We start from the raw sequence: 17,464 nt of genomic DNA, 5'->3' as shown, positions 1-17,464 counted from the left end.
GTTTTTTAAACTGGTTTGTTTCCTTCTAACACTTTCACACGTCCATCTAATTGTTGTAACTGCTGCGTTAAAGTGACGTTACCTTGTTCTAAAACACTAATTTTTTGCACTAAAATAGACAAGTCCACCTCGGCTTGTCCTGTGTATTTAATCAGATTCAGTTTTTTCTTGTCTGCAGCACTCATTAATCCATCTTTTGTTTCGGTTGCAACTCCTGGTATGACGATACCGTCAACACTGGATTCTAATGTTTGTACTGTCTGTTTAAGCGTGCGTATTTCTCCGCCCTGTTCACTAACAGTTTTATTGGTAGTTACAAGTGAGGACTTGACTTCAGTTACATCAACTGTAGCGTTTGAAATATCCTCAACAGCTTTAGTTACTGTTTGTTGCGTCTGTATTACGGTTACCTTGGTATCGTTGATATCTTTTTTTACTGCTTGTTGTGATGCTTTTAGGTCAACCATTATATCTGAAGCCTTACGCCTAATTTGTCCTAATGTATAAATTGAAGATTTATATTCATTAGAAAAACCCTCCACATCTACCACGCGAATTCGAACATCTAAATCAAATGGATCAATGATACACCAAACATAATCGCCTTTGTTGATGTATTGCCAGCCCAATTCTTCTGCTTCCACAGCTGATAATTTAATCGAAATATCGATACTGTCATGCAAATCACGTTTTATACGTTCTAACAAACTTGCGTAATCTGTATACCTATCATCTCTAACAGGTTTTGCGTGTTTTATCCCATATACTTTAGAAAGTGGACTTGTGTATTCTGCAGTAACTACATAAGAACCATCTTCGTTTTTCTTACCATATCCCTTAATATGTGTTTTGAAATCATTTGTATCAATTTCTTGGGATGGATCTTTAATATTATAAAAATATCGTAGTTGTTCATCTGTATAGTTGCCGATTTCCTTCATTACTGTTATTTCATTACCAATAACATCAAACTCTGCTCCAAACTTATCTAAGACATTCTTGAATAACACCAATGAGCTTTCATCACCGAAATTTTCAACTTCCACACTTAATGGTAAATTATTATTATAAATAACGATTTTATAACCTGTACCTTTTAAAGAGAATTCTAGTAGTTTATCTAAGCGTAATATGCCACTTATTTGCTCATAAATATGATTATCATTTAAATCTTCGAAAAAACGATGGATAGCTTTACAATTACGTGTTACTGTATTTCCAATTGTTTGTTCGTCACAATTTTTGATAATATATTCCTCATCATCGTATATAAACGTGTTTTGATTGTAGATTAAAGAGTAAGCATGTTCGTTTGTATCAGTCTTGATGATTTTCACATCAATATATTTGTCGCCATTTACACCATCTTTTCGAGATACCTCAAAATGAGTTAACATTTCCTCAGATCCACTAATACTACGAATATATAAATCATTCATTATTCAATCACCTACAAATAATAAAATCGAAAATCAAAATCAATTTGAATAGCCCCTGATATACCCGACACAATAAAGTCGTTCCATCCAGGAGCTATTTTAATAACTTTTCTATTCGTACTTGTGAATACTGTATTTCCATTTTTAAAAACTCTAACTCTATTCAATTCAACAGTATCACTAGCCAAAGTTGGGATATTGAGTTTAAATACATCGCCTGTCGTTCGATTAGTGATGGTTAAACCATTTGTATCTCCACGAATCCGAATTACAAGTGGTAGTTTTCTAGGATCTATTTCCTCATCACCAGCATTATAAATACGAAATGATGAGGTTTTATGTACATACTGTACATCTTCTGCAATTAATCCTTGTCCTATTTGCCAAAGTTCAGAATCAAAAGTGAACATATCAAGCGTTGTTCCTATTGATTCTGCGTATGGTGATGTTGAATAAAGAACCATTTCACATCTTCCTAAAGTTATAGACACGGGTTCTGGTGTAAAACCTTCAGTGCTTACTAACCACCGTTTTCCTGGTTCTTCACTGTATATGACATAAAAGTCCTCCCTTGAATCAAGTATTTGGAAAAATTCATTTCGTTTTAAAGCATGATCTGGAAAATCATAAGCTTTAAATAAAATTTCAACATGAATAGACCTCCCTTCGATTTCATTACCTGTACTGATAGGAGGTCTACCATTGATTCTTTCTCTTAATTTATTTACTCTTATGGATTCTGGGCGGAATTTCAAAAGAATATAACCTGTTTCTTTACTAATTTTGTACCGTTCACCATTCATTCTTTCAATAATTAAATGCATTAGCCTCCCCCGAAAAGTATAATGTTGTTTTCATTTGTTTCCCTTGAGCGATATCTACTAGTGGCGCAACAACTTCACCAAGAATTTGTTCATTTAGCACGAGTTGGATTGTAGCATTTCCATTTCCTGATGCACTTCCTGGTAAATAACCACCATTTGATTGTGTTAAACCATAATTACCGCTATCCACAGAAGGTGTTGCCGCTTCACTCATTGCTTGTGAAGCTCTATTAATCACACCAATTGAATTTTCCATACCAATTGCAAGACCAGCACCGATTTGTTTACCGACTGCATCACGCATAAGTCGTGAAGGTGAGTGGATATCAAAGAAGTCCGTAAAGCCCTTCTTGATGCCACTTCCGATTTCTGATACCTTACTACCGACAGCTCCAGCCATTGAACCGATACCATTTATCAAGCCTTGAATGATATTTTTACCAATCCCTAATAAATCAATTTGCTTGAGAGTATCGACAATTTTAGGAATGATATCTGATACAATTGTTGATCCGAGTTGCCCAGCCATACTTATAATCCCTTGTATTAACGCTAAAATTAGTTTTACGCCTGATTCTAATAGTTTTGGTAGATTACTAATCAAGGCCCCTACTAGCGTGATAATCAGGTTAATACCTGCCGCTATTAATTGAGGTATAACTTGAACGATACCAGCAATTAAAGCTAGTAAAATATTTATACCTGCACTAATGATTTGTGGTAAGTTCGCAATCAAAGTAGAAGCGATTTTAACAATTAAATCTAGTGCTGCATTAATCAATTGCGGTAAAACTTGCACAATCCCTTGTATTACAGCCATTAAAATTTGAACACCAGCTTGAATAATTGCAGGTAAATTTGCTAGTAAAGTATTAGCTACTTGAGTAATCAAATTTATTGCCATATCAATAAGTTGAGGTAACATTTGGATGATACCATTTATTAAACTTGTCAAAATCTGCATACCAGATGCAATAATCATTGGTAAATTTGCCGTAATTGCTTCAATTAATGTAGTAATTACAGTAATTATTGCTAATGCGATCATTGGCAAAGCCTGTGTAATTCCAGTAATCAATGAAATTAGTAAATTAATACCCATTTCGATTAATTGTGGGAGTATCATCATAAGTCCATTAATAATCGTTTGAATGATTGATACAGCCACAGGAATTAATTGTGGAAGCATCTGCATAATACTCGTTATTAATGTCATAATGAGCTGAAGTCCAATTTGAATTATTGTCGGTAAAGTTTGAGTAATCCCGGTAACTAAAGTTTGGATTATTTGTATTCCAGATTGAACGAGCATAGGTAAATTCGTAGCGATTGCTTGAGCTACCGTATTTATTATTTCAACCATTGATTGCAAAATGACAGGTGCTGCCTGTACTAATCCATTCACAAGACCATTTATAATTTCCGCTCCAGTTTGAATAAACTGTGGAAGTGTTGTCATTAAGAAATTAGCTACGTTACTAAAGATGTTAGTGATCGCTTCTAATAAAACGCCTTTATTCGCATTAAGTTGACCTGCAATCGCTGGAAGAAATCTAGATGTAGCGATTAAAACTCCGGGAATTCCTCCTACTATTGCACCTACTATTGATGGACCAATTGTTTTAAATATCTCACCTATCTGACTGAAATCTCCTGAAAATACGGCTTTCAAAGCATTAAACAAAGTGACTAAACTCTCTCGGATTTTGCTTATTGCTTTTCCGATTAATTCGGCTGCATTTTGAAATCCTGTAGGTAGATGGGTAATCCAGTCATTCAGATAATCTCCGTCCACAGCTGTGAAAAATAAGTATTTACTTAGCGAAATTAATATATCGATGAAACTTTGTATACCACTGATCACGCCAGTAATACTATTTTTGAATCCTTCATTCGTTTGCCACAACTTTTTGAATCCAATTACCACTCCAACTATTGCGGCGGTGGCGGCTATAAACCCAGCAACAACTAATGCGACCGGACCAGCAATAGCCCCAACACTTACACCAACAATTCCAGCAATACTGGATAAGGTTATAAACACTGGGGCTAGAGCCATGCAAGCTCCAATTAATATGCCAATCGCAACAACAATAGTTGTTAATGCTGCCGCTAATGCTGGATGAGCGGAAATCCAACTTGCAAATGCACCAATGATGCTTGCAATTACGCCTAAAAGTGGCTCAAGTGCCATTTTTAAGTCACCCATTGCCTTTTGGAACTTTATAGCTGGGCTTGCATCCATTTTCTTAATCATTTCGTTTAATTCTTCTTGGCTTACATTTAAATCAATAACTTTATCTTTAGCATTTAACAGTGTATCGATGATGTTCTGCCCTTGGTCTTCAAACATGGTCCCGAACAACTTTACGCCAATCTCATTTCGCTTTGTTTCATTTTCGACTTCGTTCAATGCTTTAGCGATATCTGTCATAGCGGCTGAACCTTCCTTACCGCCTTTTGCTACAGATTGTCCCCATTTTTCTAGCTGATCAGCTGAAATTTTAGTTCCTTCCAAGGCTTCCTTCATTGACTTATCGACACCTTGACCAAATTCAGCCGCTTTAATACGCCCTTCTTTTAGTCCCGTAATGTTCAGCAGAATTCGCAACGCCCTGCCAGTTCTCTTATGAACTTCTGTATATCACTATACAGACCAGACTATATCATCATCTAGGCAATAAAAAAGAGAGCCTAGATGCTCCCTATTTCCACTATCATTAACTTATAGTGTACGTCTCTCGACTAGTCGTTACACCTTCATTTAACAAATCGAATTTATACCCTTCTAAATGACGATATTTATTTTTTTCTCTATTAAAATCTATTTCAACGGATATTTTTTTCCCCATTAATTTATTCAATAAGTAATAACTCATCCTAAAATGTTCAGTAACCTCTTCTTTAGAAGCAAATATAGTGACACTCCCACTACTATCAGTAGCTCTTATTTTTATAGAACTAGGATTATTTTCTCCGGATATAGCTGCTCCATTACCGAAATTAGGATTATTTTCTCCTGAATAATCTCTATTCAAGCAATGAATTTTAAGTTTCAACTTATGCTCTTCTGACTTTTTCTTACCTTCAAGCGCTTTACTGATTTTTTGCCTCCTCACTTCTGTGGCTTTTCTTCCATATAACGGACTTAAATTACCCTTTCTTCCGTACATTGGATTAAAATCACCAGAGGCTGCACCATATCCGCCGTCATCTAAATTCACAAGTTTGTAATTAAATAAGTGCTTATATTCATAGATATACCACACTTCAGCTTCGTACGCTTCTTTCTCAGTAAGATTATCAGCTATAACCCTAGAAATAGCACCATGTACCTTGATTGTATTTTTAAACCATTCACTTCTCCCCCTGTGTATATCGTTCACTCGATTTCCACAGCCTTTTCCTACGTAAAATGGCTCTCCTGTATCTAGTCTTATAAATTCGTAAACGTAGAACCGTTTGTCCATCTACTCACCCCATATTTACAATCCTTAATGATACCTATATTGTATCATTTACTTTAGAGGAAGAAATGTTTGAACAATTAGGAATGGTATTTTTAATAAAAAAATAAATTCGTCGTCGATTTGTTAAAAGCTTGGCTCGGTATTGCCTCAATGAAAAATCACTGAGAGTTTCACCGAATTAAAGGAGTTTGCTATGAATGTCACCATTCATAGGGACAATTTTTTATCCAATAAGTTATCAATATTCCAGGTACCTGTATCGACCCCGGCCGCCATAATAGCTTGTACTTCTTCGGCTGTATAACCGGCTCGTGTTAATTGCCCACCGTATTCAGCAATAATATCTAATTGTTCTGGAGGAAAACCCATTTTTAATAAGGCATTTGTTAAAGCTAAAGCACTTTCGTTAGTGACCCCTAATTCACTACCAACTTCATTTGTCTCTTGTATTAATTCTGTAAAATCAATACCTGCATAAGAAGTTGATATTGCGGCTGCTCCTTTTACGATTGCTGCATTTGTTTCATCACCGACACTTTTATTTAAAGCCCATTGTCTACGTGTTCCTTCAAGAGCTTCTTCCACATCTACACCGTATGCTTCTATCCCACGAACAGCCTGTTCAACTGACTTTTTTGATGCTTCAGGGACTTCAAAAGTTATATCAATTTTTGTTTTTAACTTAGAAGTATCAAGAGCTTGTTCAATTACTCCTGATATACCACCAGCTGCCATAGCTCCACCAAGCATATTTTCCAAACCAATATCTAACTCTTTAAATTCTTTACTCGCTCTTTCCGCTTCACGAGAGAGTTCCCTTAATTCATTTCGAACATTTTGTATTGAGTTTCCATCATCCACAGATCGCAATGCACGTTGTAGCTTTTCAATATCAGCTTCAGCACCTAAAGCTTCACGACCGATAAGCTCAATAGCCTGATCTAACTGTCTACTTGTGGCCGTACCACTTTTGATCGCATTTACAAGACGATTTCCTAACGCTCCTGCAAAATCTTCAACGTTTTTACCTGTAGCACTAAACAAAGTTCCTAACTGTCTAGTTGAACTTGCTACATTATCTTGTTCAGCTTTTAATCCAGCAAGTTTGTTTTTATAACCATTAAGCGATCCTTCTGTAAATTCAATTTCACGCCTAAATGCACGATACTGTTCTTCAGAAATTTTACCGTTTTGAAATTGAGCTTGGACTTGCTGCTCTGCAGCCTTCAACTTATCTAGCTTTTGTGTTGTATTTTCAATTTCTTGTGTAAGTAATTGTTGTTTTTGAGCTAATGCTTCCACATTACCTGGATTAAACTTCAAAAGACGTTCAACATCTTTTAATTCTTTTGTTAAATCATTACTGCGTTTATTAACGTCTTTTAAGGCGTTTTGTAATCCGACGGTATCTCCACCTATTTCAACGGTGATTCCTTTAATTCTTCCTGCCATAATCTCACCTCTCTTCCTTAGAAGGAATTAAAGTCTTCTTGAGTTGCTTTTCTTACTTTTTCTTTTTGAGGTTTTTGCATTTCTAAATATTCATCGATGTAATCTAAGCACATTCCAATTGTCATATCTTCTAAATCAGCTCTAGTGAGCTTGCATTTATAACACAAAATAAGGAACGTCTCAGTTGTGAATACATCACCCTGATCCGCTCCTTGCTGACTATTATTATTGCTATCTACAACTTTTTTTTAGATTGAATTGTGGAAGTTATCATATCTTGGATATCTTCTAAGATTTCAATGATTGGGAATTCATCAAAGGAATCTAGCCATACCATCGGCTCTGGTATTTCTTTATCTGCAGTTTTTGCCATAGTCCAAACGAGATTATAAAATACTTCAAAATCAACACTATCTAACTTACTTGGATCCAAATTTTCCATATCAATTTTCCCAAGTGGTGCTAATTTTAAAAGCTCAGCAAAATAATCTTTTCTAAACTGCGCTTTAAATCGGATTGGAGTAGCTCCTGTGCTTTTTAATCTAACTTCCTTATCATCTACAATAATTGTTTTTTCCATTTACTTACGCTCCTTTTAGCATTATTTCTTTTTATAAACTTCTGTGTTCCAACCATCATAAATAGCTTGAGTGGTATTAGAAGTTGTTTTTGTTTTAACTACACGTTTCCCATTAAGGTTGATAGGACTAGCAACGAATTTCAACTCGTTTGTATTAGGTTCAGCGGAGTTTGTTTTCGTTTTAGATGCGAGTGTTGGACGACTCGCTGAACAGTTATACATAACATGGCGAGTTGCTTTTTTATCGCCATCAAATTCAAATAGCAATGCGAATGATTTCCCTTTTGCATCCGCTATCTCATTTAATACGCCATCAACTTCATCTAACTGTTCGCCTAATGCATCGATAGCAAATTTCTCAGGGATACTAGCGATACTTAACGTTCCATCATAACCTTGGTTATTACTTGCAGCGTAATAAAGCATATCGTCTGCATAGAATTCAATTAAATCTCCGCGTGGTTCAAATGTCAGTTCAACCCCACCTGGTAGAGGAGTTGGCGCTTCAAATGTAACCACACCGTCTTTTTCTTCAAATGTTGCGTAATGAACGTTCTTTAAACCAAATTGCACTTTGTTCTCCATTTATATCAACCTCACTTCATATGTTTTTTGATACATTTTTTCAGATTCAATAAAAGCCTCAAATGATTCATAAGGTATCTCATGATCATCTAAGGCTTTTTTTAATTTGGATTCAGCAACTAAATCCTTTTTAATTGTGTAAAGCTCAATGCTTACATCACTTATCTCGTGATAAACCTTGTTATCGGCTGGCATATTAGGAGAGCCATCCACAAGATAACAAATATAAGGCGGTTTAGGAACTGGCTTACCGGGCGTTGCTGTGAAATGCGAATAGGCCACAGGATAACCTGTAGCATCAAGAATTCCTTTTAATTCACTTAATGTCATTGTTGAATCGCCCTTTCAACTTGTTCTAAAAATTCATTTATAGCTTTTTCTTCAGCTGGAGCGATATGGACTTGAGCTGGCACACGCCCACCATTGGCTTTTGCGTGTCCTTTTTCTAACAAGTGTGTAAGTTGTGGTTTCAATGTATTATGAACAACAATTGCATTGCCAACTTTCTTCTTACGCCACCCTTTACGATATTCACCTGTATTCTTTGGACTTTTTTGTTGTAATTCGTCCACAAGATTCTTTGAAACTTCTTCTTTAGCAACTTCCAAGTCCTCTTCTACTAGGTGAGAGTATCGTTGTAATTCTCTAGTAATTTCACTAGCAAAATCATTCATCTCCCACACTCTCCTTTGCAATGATGGTTAATGTTTGATTCATTTCATCATCATTCATAGGTGGTTCGATAATATCGAAGATGCGACCTTTTAATTTAATCCTCATCTCTTCTGTAATTCCAGAAGTATACGGGATAACAAAACGATATGTTTTGGTCGCTTGTGAAGCTGAAGCTGCAATATATTCAGAGCCCTTTAGCGTTTTTATCATAGCCCACGCCTTTTTTAACTCTTTCCATGTTATATCTTCTTCACTTATTTGACCTAATTCATCTTCTATTGCTACAGGTTGTTCGATGATGATTCTATTCCTAAAATCACCTGTATTTAATGGTTTCTTATACTGAAAAGGACGCATATGATTCACCGTCCAATACAATTTCTTCTAATGCTTTTTCAATACTGAAACTATTAATCATCGTTAAAAAATTATTATTAAAATATTCAAGTGCATCATTATAAGCATAACGAGAGCGCTCAAAAACTAATTCTTTGAACGCTTCATCATTATTTATGTCATATGAACCACATACTCTTGTTAATTCTTGATTAGATGCGGAAAGGATACGTCTTAGGTTATCATCCTCATCATCACCTAATCGCATCCTATCTTTGAATTGCTGTAATATTTCATTTGAAATTACTGTATCCATTCGCATCACCCTTGAGCTGGTGGAGTTGGTGTTTCTTCAAGTTTTAATGTGTAAACTTGTGAAGTATATTTATCCTTTGGCTTACCCGTAGCATATTGTTTAGCGACGTAAAGTGTCGCGTCCTCTAAAGCTAATGTTTCTTCATATTTTTTAATCGGTTCAGTTCCGCCCATCGCTGCAATATACTCTCCTTTAACAAAAAACAGGACCTTTCCTTGAGGGACAAACACTGATTCTGTAGGAGTTGGATTGAAAGGTAAACTTGTCACATATACTCCAGCCGCATTTTGAATTGTTGCATTTGCTTGGATATCAAAAGTATCAAACGGATTTGTTACCATAACGACTTTCCCAGCAATATTTTTTGGTCTGTCTGCATCAGTTTTACCATCGGGATTTAGCTTTTTAGCCAGTAATTTAACAACGCCTTTTAATTCATTGATTGTTTTGCGACCTGGTTCAAACGTTAAAGTCCCTGCTGTTTTTTTATCTGGATATACTCCTCCAACAACACTTCCACTTGGATCTTTTAACAATCCGATAGGCTCATCTTTACCTGTACCAATTACAAATCCACGTTCTAAACCTACAGACATAGCTTCTGAAATCATTGTACGAACATATCGTTCCACCCACACTGGACCAAGTTTAAGCATGTCATTTGCCAATGGGATAAATGCCGTTAATTTAAGTTGAGAGATAGACTCTTTTCGGAATGTAGCATTTAGTTGTCCTTTAATATCACCGAATAATGGTCCCCATACAGCTGCACCTTCTGGATCTCCATAGATAAATTCTGTCACAGCACCTAAGTTTTCTAATCCGATATGTTCTAACAACGGATGACCTTGAACTAAATCATCAAAAATTCGTTCTTGCGTTGTCTTAGGTAATGTTTCAGTATCTTTAAATCCACCATCTTGAACGACTGCATTGAAGAATTTCATTTCCTCACTCGTTAATACGTTAGAACCACGAGACTGCATAATAGAACGGTCTACAATAGATTCATTGACTTGATTCAAGATATCCGAACGAACATCTGTAGCAAGTGCTTCAATCATGGAATTTAAAGCCGCTGTTTGTTCTTCTGGTGTTCCTTCCTGCGTTGCTTTTGCAAAAGCTAGTTTTTTATCTTCAAAGTTATTAAATTTAATTACCATAATTTATTTTCCTCCTAAATTTAAAAAGAGCGTACTCAGATTCTGTTTTGTTTTAACAGGCTCTTGAATAAGCTCTTTTGGTTTTTGATTATTTGGCTGTTTCGTATACTTAGCTACTAAATCTTCTTTAAAATTTTCTACAACTTCCTCTTCCTGCGCATCATCTATTTCAATTTCATCAGCAATTTCATCAGCTAAACCAAGAGCAACTGCTTCCTCTGCCGTTAGCCAGGTTTCATCTTTTAAAAGTTGTTTTAATTCTTCATCTGTTCCAACAAAACGTTTCTTATAAGATGCTGCTAAAGCTGAATCAATCTTCCGTAAATCTCGTGCTGTTTTTTCAAATAGATCTGCATTTCCATATTCAAAGGTACTCGCTTGATGAATCATCATCATAGTATTACTAGGCATAATGATTTTATCACCTGCCATTGCAATTACAGATGCGGCACTTGCTGCCCAACCATCAATATGAACTATAATTTCGGCATCATGCTGCTTTAATTGATTACAAATTGCTACACCATCAAACGCTGAACCTCCACCCGAATTAATATGAACGTGAATTTTTTCTGCTTTTACATCTTGAATCTTTCTTCTTACTGCTTCAGCGTTATTTTCACTAAACCATCCACCGATTGACCCGTAAACGGTTAATTTGTACTCATTTTCACCTTTTGCCTCAAAACGAATATCTCGTTTTAAATTTAAAAGCTTATTCATGTTCAAATGTTCCATCATTTCTCACCTCCTTCAGATTCATTTAGTTTCTTATAGTTCTTTGTAATATGGTGGATATTTAAGTTTGGATCATCAGAATCTTCATAATCTACTTCTGAACGAATCTCATTTCCTGTAAATGCACTTGAAGAAATAAGCTTATCAATACTTGTTGCTAGGTCAAATATACTCTGATAAGAAACAGCCTTAACTATAATCTTTTGTCCTGAAAGATATTCATTCATTTCAAAGAATTTAACATTCGCTTCATCAGATAGCTTTTTTAATAATGGTCTTACTGTGAAAAGCATATAATTTTTCGTTTGCTTCTCTACATCAGCCATTTCTCCATATAATAAAGCTGTCGGAATACCGATGGCCATTGCTACTTGATTTAAAAAACCACTGGTTACTTTGTTTATTTCTTCCACACTCGGCCCATTCGCAACACCATTATATATTTCGTTATAATTAATACCCTTTTGTTGCGGAACAATAGCGATATCTTTAGTACCAATCGCCTTATACATATTGTCGATAAACTCTTGTAACTTCGCTATTTGTTCTTCTGTTTTGGCACCAATCATATCCATATCGACCGTGCCACGAACTTGATTTTTACGTTTTTGAGAGTTTAATATCCTACTAAATAAGTCCCCATAATCTGCAAATAATCCATCAATAAGCGGAGACAATTTATCATTTCGATACTTTAAATGAATAACTTCACTTTGCTTAAAACTTCTCTTAAACGTGTAATCTTTTACTGTTACATCTGTAAAGGTATCTTCATATACAGCATATTCATTATGCTGAAACCCATCAGCAATAAGTAAATCACCATCATCCGCCTGTATAACTAAACACTCATTATCATAAATAAGTTTACGGATAAATCTTTCCCAGAAGGTACTTGCAGTCATATTCTTATTCGGTCTAACGTTTAATCGATAATAAAGCTCATTCTTCTCAAATATTTTACCGTTTCTCACCCTAAATTCAGATTGACTAATCGTTCTTCCTAGAAAAGATACACATGTATCAAGTGCTAATCGTTTCATATGAAGCCTGTTTGCTGTATCAGCAATTATGTCTAGATCCACCATAAATTCTAGTTCTTTATTTCTTTTAAATACTGAACCTAACCATCCAATGGTTATCACCCCCTTTATTAAAATTTAATGTTACCTATAACGAAGTCAGTTGCTTCTTGTATCTCATCTGCCCGATAAAGAGCATGAACAAAACACTGAAACCCATCTGTTTTTCTACGAACAGGCTCTTTCTTTTCATATATTTTATTTCCATCACCTTTGATAACAACCAACACATTTTGCGTATACCAACGCATTAGCGGATTATCATCAAAAACAATTTGTTTATTTGCAAATGCCATTTCAATACGTGGAGCTAATAAACTGTGGATTGCTTTTGGATTTCGTATAACTTCTATTTCAAATCCTTCTGCTACTAATAGTGGTCTTATAGCTTCCATTCTGAAGTTATCAGCTATAATCTTTTTAATCCCATATTGTTCTCGCATTTCTACAAACCAATCAACAATGTGTTGAGGATTAATAGTCGGTTCATCCACAACTGTTAGTAGACCTTGCTCTTCCCACTCTTTTATAGGAGCAAATTTTTGTTTTTTATACTCGTCAGCTTTCTTAGAATAACCATAATAAATATCAACAAATTCTTTACGTACAAAGGAATGGGTTTTAAAAATGTACTCGCCATTTTGTCTAAACAAAAGACCGCATGCTGCGAAATCGCGAATACTTGCAAAGTCTAGTGCCCCTATACATTCTCGAGCATATAAATCAGGGAATGGACGATTTGTAGCAAGAATCTCTGACCATTTTGCAACAGAACGTTCTAAGTTTGTAACAGGTAAGTTCATACGCTTTGTCATGAACTCTTCTCGGTTGCTAGGATCATCCTCTAAATCTTCATATTCTTCCTTTATCGTTTCAAGTAATCCCTCAGCATACTCGCTTAATGGTTGTGATAACATAGGATTCGCCATTTCCCAATTATCTGGATTATCAACTTCTTTTTCATCATTCAATTTACAAATGAATGGGAAAATAGCATTTGGCCGTGCTTCACCATTTAATACTTTCATTGCTTTTTCTTTTTGCTTATCTAAGAAACCATCACGGACATATCCATCTGTACCAATATAAAATTCTCGTGGATTTTTCTTTTTCCCTAAACCGCTTATATGAACTCGGACATCTTTATTGCTTTCGTATTGATGTATTTCATCGAATACAACAGCACCATCTCGCAAACCATCTTTTGTATCTCCATTTGAGGTTCTAAACTTCAATACACTTCCTGTAGCTTTAGAAACAGTTTGAGTTAATGTTGTTTTAAATGCTCGTTGTAATATTTCATTTCGTTTAACACATTTATGAACTTCATCAGGACTTGTTTTTGCTTGTTCTTCACTGTTTGCAACAACAGAAATGTTATACTCCGAAATACCATGCATCTCACTAATTAAAAAATGAATAATTACTGATATTAATCCGTTTTTACCTCCACCACGTCCAAGCATCCATAGAAACTTACGATAAAATACGCGACCATTTTTCTTGTAAAATAAAAAGACGAATGCTATTAAGAATTTCTGAAATGATTGTAATGGAAAGTACCACTTTTCACCGAAACGGATACACTTCTCAATCATTTCATCATCAAAATACAAGTCGTCTCTGTTCAAAACGTATTTTTCTAGATATTCAATTAACAGTTTTCGTTCTTTGTTGAACTTTACTTTACCACTTCTATAAAGTTCAATATATTCTTCCACATACTTTTGCTTAATCATATTAAATCACTTGTACTATATCCCGTATTAGAACCACCAGCTTTCGGAGTAAACTTTATATCTCGTCCTAAAGCAATTAAAGAACTGTTAATTTTATTCCTCTCACTTATAAGAGGGTGGGCTTTCACAAAAACTTGTGATCCATTTTTTATTGTTACAGACTCGCCTTCTTTATTAATGGTTTTATTTATTTTTCTAAATGCTTTAACAAGATCTATGTATCTTTCAACCTTTTCAACTTCAACTAAATCTGTAATATCAATACTATTCATTAGCTGTTCTTTCAACTTCAGAATACTAACAGCCATCTCCCCACCCCCCTTACGTGCGTAATTTCGAAAAAAACCTGACAGTTAACCCCCTCCTCCGGTGCCCCTTAGAGCATTTTTTGATGAAATATTTTAAGGGGGGGTATAACCGAATCATTTTCACCACTTTTCATCGTGTTCCCATTTATTCTGTTTCTTTTTGAATGTTCTACCGTGTTCTTTATTGTGGCAATCCACACAGACTATTTCGAGATTATCTATTTCTAATGCAAGTTCTGGATAATGTTCTAGTTCTTTTATATGATGGACAACGAGTTGAATCTTCTTACGCTTTGCACTCTCACTGTATTCATTCTTGTCTGTTTGAACGCGACCATTACGTTTGCATTCCTGACACTCAAAATTGTCTCGCTTCTTTACTTGCTCTCTTATATTCTTCCACTCACCACTGTCATAGAATTTACGCTTCTGTTGTTTGGTTTTGTATTCATTCATCTGTCTTTACCAAACGATCCTTATTACCTTTATCTCTTTCCAATAAATCTTTTATTGTTGTTTGCTTAATATATTCCATAGAGTAAAATATAGGTTTCTGTCCATACAGTTTATAATATTTGAATCGATTAACATCAATCCCAGACTTCTTGTACGCTTTCTCATGTGGCTTAAGGTGTTTAATGTATGCTTTCTTATCGATAGGTATAAGACCAAGCACAGCAATCTTACCTTTTAAAATGTTATCCATTTATCCTTATCCCCCTGATCTTTCCTTAAAAACAAATTAGATGCTAGAAGAATGAAAGTAGCGTCTGCGATAATTTTTATTGGTTAATTACAATTATTTTCCTCTTAACAAAGTAGTCTCAACTCCACGATACGCAACCTCTTTTCCACATCGAAAAACTTGTGCAATCATCGGATATTCTTCCTAATTATTTCAAGTAGTAAAACTAATGTCCATATTATGGATAGTTTGTTCTTCTGTATGACCATTCCTTACATACCCTTCAATTTTCAATAACCCTTCTTATGGTTAACCATAAATTGTATTTAGCTATTTACATTTCATCTGTCACTTCACATTTAAGTTTGTTTTGTAAAACATAAAAAGCACCATCGTTATGATGATGCTTACAAAACTTTTTCATCTAATAATTATTTCAGGAATTAAATTACACCTTATAAATAATTAAGAATCTCATGAAAAGCTCTTTAAATCATTTAGAAAAAACAATAATAATGATTACCGTTACAAATAAGCTTGAAATAAACGCTGCAGTTAAAGTAGATAACCAAATATTAAATAACATTTGGACAAACATATTTTCAACATTTGTAAAAAATAAAAGAAATAGACTTAAAAACGCCAAAAGGAAAAAGTATCCTATTGCTGCCATTAGCCATGCTGTAATTTTCTTATTTGTTCCCAGTTCCACTAATTTTTTATAAAACCTACTGAAATTTGTGGTTTGCATAATTGATACTCCTGCAATAAAAAAACCAAGACAAGAAGAACCTAATGCAATAGCGCCTAACAAAATATCTTTCATGTTACCTATATTAGAATAGTTAAAGTTTACACACGAGAATATTATGAGAGGAATTAAAAAAATTAAAAACTTTAATACAAATCTTTTCACAAATTTCACTCTCCTCTGTGTAAAATTATTCCTCTTCCTCTTTGTTTATATACATATTCTCAATTAATATTCTCTGATTGTTAAATATTTCATTTATTGTATCCATGACTAATGAAGGTGTTTCTTTTTTCCCTTTTTTTAATTCTACATCCTTAAAATCTGTAAACTTGGAATTTAATAAATCTAAGGGTTCTTCAATGTTGTTATGCTCAGTAACTACCTTTAATGTATTAACGTTATCATCACCTAACGCTTTAATTTTCAACACTTTTTGAATCGTTTCTTTTACATTCATTTTATCCGATTTAATCGCAACTTTCATGTGGCTTCCCCCAAGCCTTTCTGCTAAAAATAAATCCCCAAAAATTGATCTATTTTCAGATGCGACTTTATCAATTTTTTCCGGTAACTTAAAACTATACTCTAATGAATGGATATGAGGCGCCTTATTTAACCTATCCAATTTATGTAAATCTGGTAACAAATGCATTTTATATTTAGTAAATCCTTTATTAACTACTTTTAATTGTTTTAAAAGCTTTCTAATGAATATACCAAAATTGTAATCATTAACACCACCAATTTTTCTATGTAAAACTAGTGTCTTAGTATATGGATAGTATACAAAGCCCGTGTTTTTTATTGGACCTTCATCATCCCCAGAAGCGTATACATTTCTTTCACCAACTAAATTAGAGCTCTCAACTTCTTCGGTAGTCTCAAGTCTTTCAACTATTCCAACCCACCATTGTTTATCTTCATCTATTCTTTTTTCCAAATATGTAATTCTTAAATAAAAATAAGAGACTTGTATATTTGTTACCCCTGCATTATCTATAATATTTTTTTGCGTTTCAAATAATGCATTTATTTTTCCCTCTCCACCTTCTGGTTCTTCAAAGTAAAAAAAATTACATATAATTCTTTTCTTCTGTACCACTATTCATTTCCCCTTTAGCTGTATAAAATTACTAATTTAATTATAAAGTATTTAGAATAATTTTTATAGCACAGAAAAAAGGAACGTTTGTTCTATTTATTTTAACCTAAATTTACTAATTATTCAACTCAAAACCTTCATCAAACAATGATAACTTTCCTATAAGGGGATATGTTACTTTTGAACCTAGCTGGAGAAATACTAGGCTCAGTACGA

19 protein-coding genes and 1 pseudogene are annotated in these 17,464 nt (G+C 34.4%); all 20 read right to left on the bottom strand.

The window, feature by feature from the left end; all coding sequences use genetic code 11:
- Nucleotides 1–5 precede the first annotated feature (5 nt).
- The 20 genes and pseudogenes from LUS72_RS10740 to LUS72_RS10645 all read right to left on the bottom strand — a co-directional run bounded on the left by LUS72_RS10740 (nucleotide 6) and on the right by LUS72_RS10645 (nucleotide 17,248).
- On the bottom strand, nucleotides 6–1,439 hold the full coding sequence (locus LUS72_RS10740; protein ID WP_264448922.1) for a phage tail protein: 1,434 nt from the start codon (nucleotides 1,437–1,439) through the stop codon (nucleotides 6–8).
- An 11-nt stretch (nucleotides 1,440–1,450) separates the two neighbouring features.
- Nucleotides 1,451–2,263: a phage tail family protein gene (locus LUS72_RS10735; protein WP_264448921.1), complete on the bottom strand. Its 813-nt coding sequence runs from the start codon at nucleotides 2,261–2,263 to the stop codon at nucleotides 1,451–1,453.
- On the bottom strand, nucleotides 2,247–4,616 hold the full coding sequence (locus LUS72_RS10730) for a phage tail family protein (RefSeq protein WP_420720173.1): 2,370 nt from the start codon (nucleotides 4,614–4,616) through the stop codon (nucleotides 2,247–2,249). Before LUS72_RS10730 ends, LUS72_RS10735 begins: the two co-directional genes overlap by 17 nt.
- Nucleotides 4,617–4,983: 367 nt before the next feature.
- Nucleotides 4,984–5,733 (bottom strand): GIY-YIG nuclease family protein, encoded by a 750-nt coding sequence (locus LUS72_RS10725; protein WP_264448920.1) that lies wholly within the window; start codon nucleotides 5,731–5,733, stop codon nucleotides 4,984–4,986.
- A gap of 225 nt (nucleotides 5,734–5,958) precedes the next feature.
- Nucleotides 5,959–7,185, bottom strand: a pseudogene (locus LUS72_RS10720) (hypothetical protein); the annotation flags it as partial.
- Nucleotides 7,186–7,420: 235 nt separating this feature from the next.
- A complete protein-coding gene (locus tag LUS72_RS10715) occupies nucleotides 7,421–7,765 on the bottom strand; it encodes a hypothetical protein (RefSeq protein WP_264448919.1) in 345 nt (114 codons plus the stop codon).
- 21 nt (nucleotides 7,766–7,786) lie between these two features.
- Complete coding sequence (locus LUS72_RS10710) at nucleotides 7,787–8,350, bottom strand: major tail protein (RefSeq protein WP_264448918.1); 564 nt, start codon at nucleotides 8,348–8,350, stop codon at nucleotides 7,787–7,789.
- Nucleotides 8,351–8,680 carry a hypothetical protein gene (locus LUS72_RS10705; RefSeq protein WP_264448917.1) on the bottom strand — a complete coding sequence of 110 codons (330 nt, stop codon included), beginning with the start codon at nucleotides 8,678–8,680 and terminating at the stop codon, nucleotides 8,351–8,353.
- Nucleotides 8,677–9,024, bottom strand: coding sequence for an HK97 gp10 family phage protein (locus tag LUS72_RS10700; protein WP_420720167.1), 348 nt, complete (start codon nucleotides 9,022–9,024; stop codon nucleotides 8,677–8,679). The genes LUS72_RS10705 and LUS72_RS10700 overlap by 4 nt, the downstream gene beginning before the upstream one ends.
- The gene (locus LUS72_RS10695) at nucleotides 9,017–9,382 is read right to left on the bottom strand and encodes a phage head closure protein (RefSeq protein WP_264448915.1); all 366 of its coding nucleotides are present in this window, start codon (nucleotides 9,380–9,382) and stop codon (nucleotides 9,017–9,019) included. The genes LUS72_RS10700 and LUS72_RS10695 overlap by 8 nt, the downstream gene beginning before the upstream one ends.
- Nucleotides 9,363–9,677 carry a hypothetical protein gene (locus tag LUS72_RS10690; protein ID WP_264448914.1) on the bottom strand — a complete coding sequence of 105 codons (315 nt, stop codon included), beginning with the start codon at nucleotides 9,675–9,677 and terminating at the stop codon, nucleotides 9,363–9,365. The genes LUS72_RS10695 and LUS72_RS10690 overlap by 20 nt, the downstream gene beginning before the upstream one ends.
- Nucleotides 9,678–9,682: 5 nt before the next feature.
- Nucleotides 9,683–10,840 carry a phage major capsid protein gene (locus LUS72_RS10685; RefSeq protein ID WP_264448913.1) on the bottom strand — a complete coding sequence of 386 codons (1,158 nt, stop codon included), beginning with the start codon at nucleotides 10,838–10,840 and terminating at the stop codon, nucleotides 9,683–9,685.
- A gap of 3 nt (nucleotides 10,841–10,843) precedes the next feature.
- A complete protein-coding gene (locus LUS72_RS10680) occupies nucleotides 10,844–11,578 on the bottom strand; it encodes a head maturation protease, ClpP-related (protein ID WP_264448912.1) in 735 nt (244 codons plus the stop codon).
- Nucleotides 11,578–12,723: a phage portal protein gene (locus tag LUS72_RS10675; RefSeq protein WP_264448911.1), complete on the bottom strand. Its 1,146-nt coding sequence runs from the start codon at nucleotides 12,721–12,723 to the stop codon at nucleotides 11,578–11,580. The genes LUS72_RS10680 and LUS72_RS10675 overlap by 1 nt, the downstream gene beginning before the upstream one ends.
- A gap of 8 nt (nucleotides 12,724–12,731) precedes the next feature.
- Nucleotides 12,732–14,399 (bottom strand): terminase TerL endonuclease subunit, encoded by a 1,668-nt coding sequence (locus LUS72_RS10670; protein ID WP_264448910.1) that lies wholly within the window; start codon nucleotides 14,397–14,399, stop codon nucleotides 12,732–12,734.
- The gene (locus LUS72_RS10665; protein ID WP_264448909.1) at nucleotides 14,396–14,707 is read right to left on the bottom strand and encodes a P27 family phage terminase small subunit; all 312 of its coding nucleotides are present in this window, start codon (nucleotides 14,705–14,707) and stop codon (nucleotides 14,396–14,398) included. Before LUS72_RS10665 ends, LUS72_RS10670 begins: the two co-directional genes overlap by 4 nt.
- A 120-nt stretch (nucleotides 14,708–14,827) precedes the next feature.
- A complete protein-coding gene (locus tag LUS72_RS10660) occupies nucleotides 14,828–15,163 on the bottom strand; it encodes an HNH endonuclease (RefSeq protein ID WP_264448908.1) in 336 nt (111 codons plus the stop codon).
- Complete coding sequence (locus LUS72_RS10655) at nucleotides 15,156–15,413, bottom strand: hydrolase (protein ID WP_264448907.1); 258 nt, start codon at nucleotides 15,411–15,413, stop codon at nucleotides 15,156–15,158. Before LUS72_RS10655 ends, LUS72_RS10660 begins: the two co-directional genes overlap by 8 nt.
- Nucleotides 15,414–15,885: 472 nt before the next feature.
- Nucleotides 15,886–16,308 carry a hypothetical protein gene (locus LUS72_RS10650; RefSeq protein WP_264448906.1) on the bottom strand — a complete coding sequence of 141 codons (423 nt, stop codon included), beginning with the start codon at nucleotides 16,306–16,308 and terminating at the stop codon, nucleotides 15,886–15,888.
- A gap of 25 nt (nucleotides 16,309–16,333) precedes the next feature.
- A complete protein-coding gene (locus tag LUS72_RS10645; RefSeq protein ID WP_264448905.1) occupies nucleotides 16,334–17,248 on the bottom strand; it encodes a hypothetical protein in 915 nt (304 codons plus the stop codon).
- Between the last annotated feature and the right edge of the window lie 216 nt (nucleotides 17,249–17,464).

It is taken from the genome of Bacillus cereus (genome assembly GCF_025917685.1).
Lineage (GTDB): Bacteria > Bacillota > Bacilli > Bacillales > Bacillaceae_G > Bacillus_A > Bacillus_A cereus_AT.
Note: the sequence above shows the minus strand (reverse complement) of the source record. Positions and strands in the feature narration are given on the sequence as shown.

Excerpts from the sequence above, each read along its gene's own strand:
- LUS72_RS10685 (WP_264448913.1), bottom strand. The coding sequence starts at position 10,840 with ATGGTAATTAAATTTAATAACTTTGAAGATAAAAAACTAGCTTTTGCA.
- LUS72_RS10725 (WP_264448920.1), bottom strand. The coding sequence starts at position 5,733 with ATGGACAAACGGTTCTACGTTTACGAATTTATAAGACTAGATACAGGA.
- LUS72_RS10690 (WP_264448914.1), bottom strand. The coding sequence starts at position 9,677 with ATGGATACAGTAATTTCAAATGAAATATTACAGCAATTCAAAGATAGG.
- LUS72_RS10695 (WP_264448915.1), bottom strand. The coding sequence starts at position 9,382 with ATGCGTCCTTTTCAGTATAAGAAACCATTAAATACAGGTGATTTTAGG.
- LUS72_RS10700 (WP_420720167.1), bottom strand. The coding sequence starts at position 9,024 with ATGAATGATTTTGCTAGTGAAATTACTAGAGAATTACAACGATACTCT.
- LUS72_RS10735 (WP_264448921.1), bottom strand. The coding sequence starts at position 2,263 with ATGCATTTAATTATTGAAAGAATGAATGGTGAACGGTACAAAATTAGT.
- LUS72_RS10665 (WP_264448909.1), bottom strand. The coding sequence starts at position 14,707 with ATGGCTGTTAGTATTCTGAAGTTGAAAGAACAGCTAATGAATAGTATT.
- LUS72_RS10710 (WP_264448918.1), bottom strand. The coding sequence starts at position 8,350 with ATGGAGAACAAAGTGCAATTTGGTTTAAAGAACGTTCATTACGCAACA.
- LUS72_RS10655 (WP_264448907.1), bottom strand. The coding sequence starts at position 15,413 with ATGGATAACATTTTAAAAGGTAAGATTGCTGTGCTTGGTCTTATACCT.
- LUS72_RS10680 (WP_264448912.1), bottom strand. The coding sequence starts at position 11,578 with ATGGAACATTTGAACATGAATAAGCTTTTAAATTTAAAACGAGATATT.
- LUS72_RS10730 (WP_420720173.1), bottom strand. The coding sequence starts at position 4,616 with ATGTTTGAAGACCAAGGGCAGAACATCATCGATACACTGTTAAATGCT.
- LUS72_RS10670 (WP_264448910.1), bottom strand. The coding sequence starts at position 14,399 with ATGATTAAGCAAAAGTATGTGGAAGAATATATTGAACTTTATAGAAGT.
- LUS72_RS10740 (WP_264448922.1), bottom strand. The coding sequence starts at position 1,439 with ATGAATGATTTATATATTCGTAGTATTAGTGGATCTGAGGAAATGTTA.
- LUS72_RS10705 (WP_264448917.1), bottom strand. The coding sequence starts at position 8,680 with ATGACATTAAGTGAATTAAAAGGAATTCTTGATGCTACAGGTTATCCT.
- LUS72_RS10715 (WP_264448919.1), bottom strand. The coding sequence starts at position 7,765 with ATGGAAAAAACAATTATTGTAGATGATAAGGAAGTTAGATTAAAAAGC.
- LUS72_RS10660 (WP_264448908.1), bottom strand. The coding sequence starts at position 15,163 with ATGAATGAATACAAAACCAAACAACAGAAGCGTAAATTCTATGACAGT.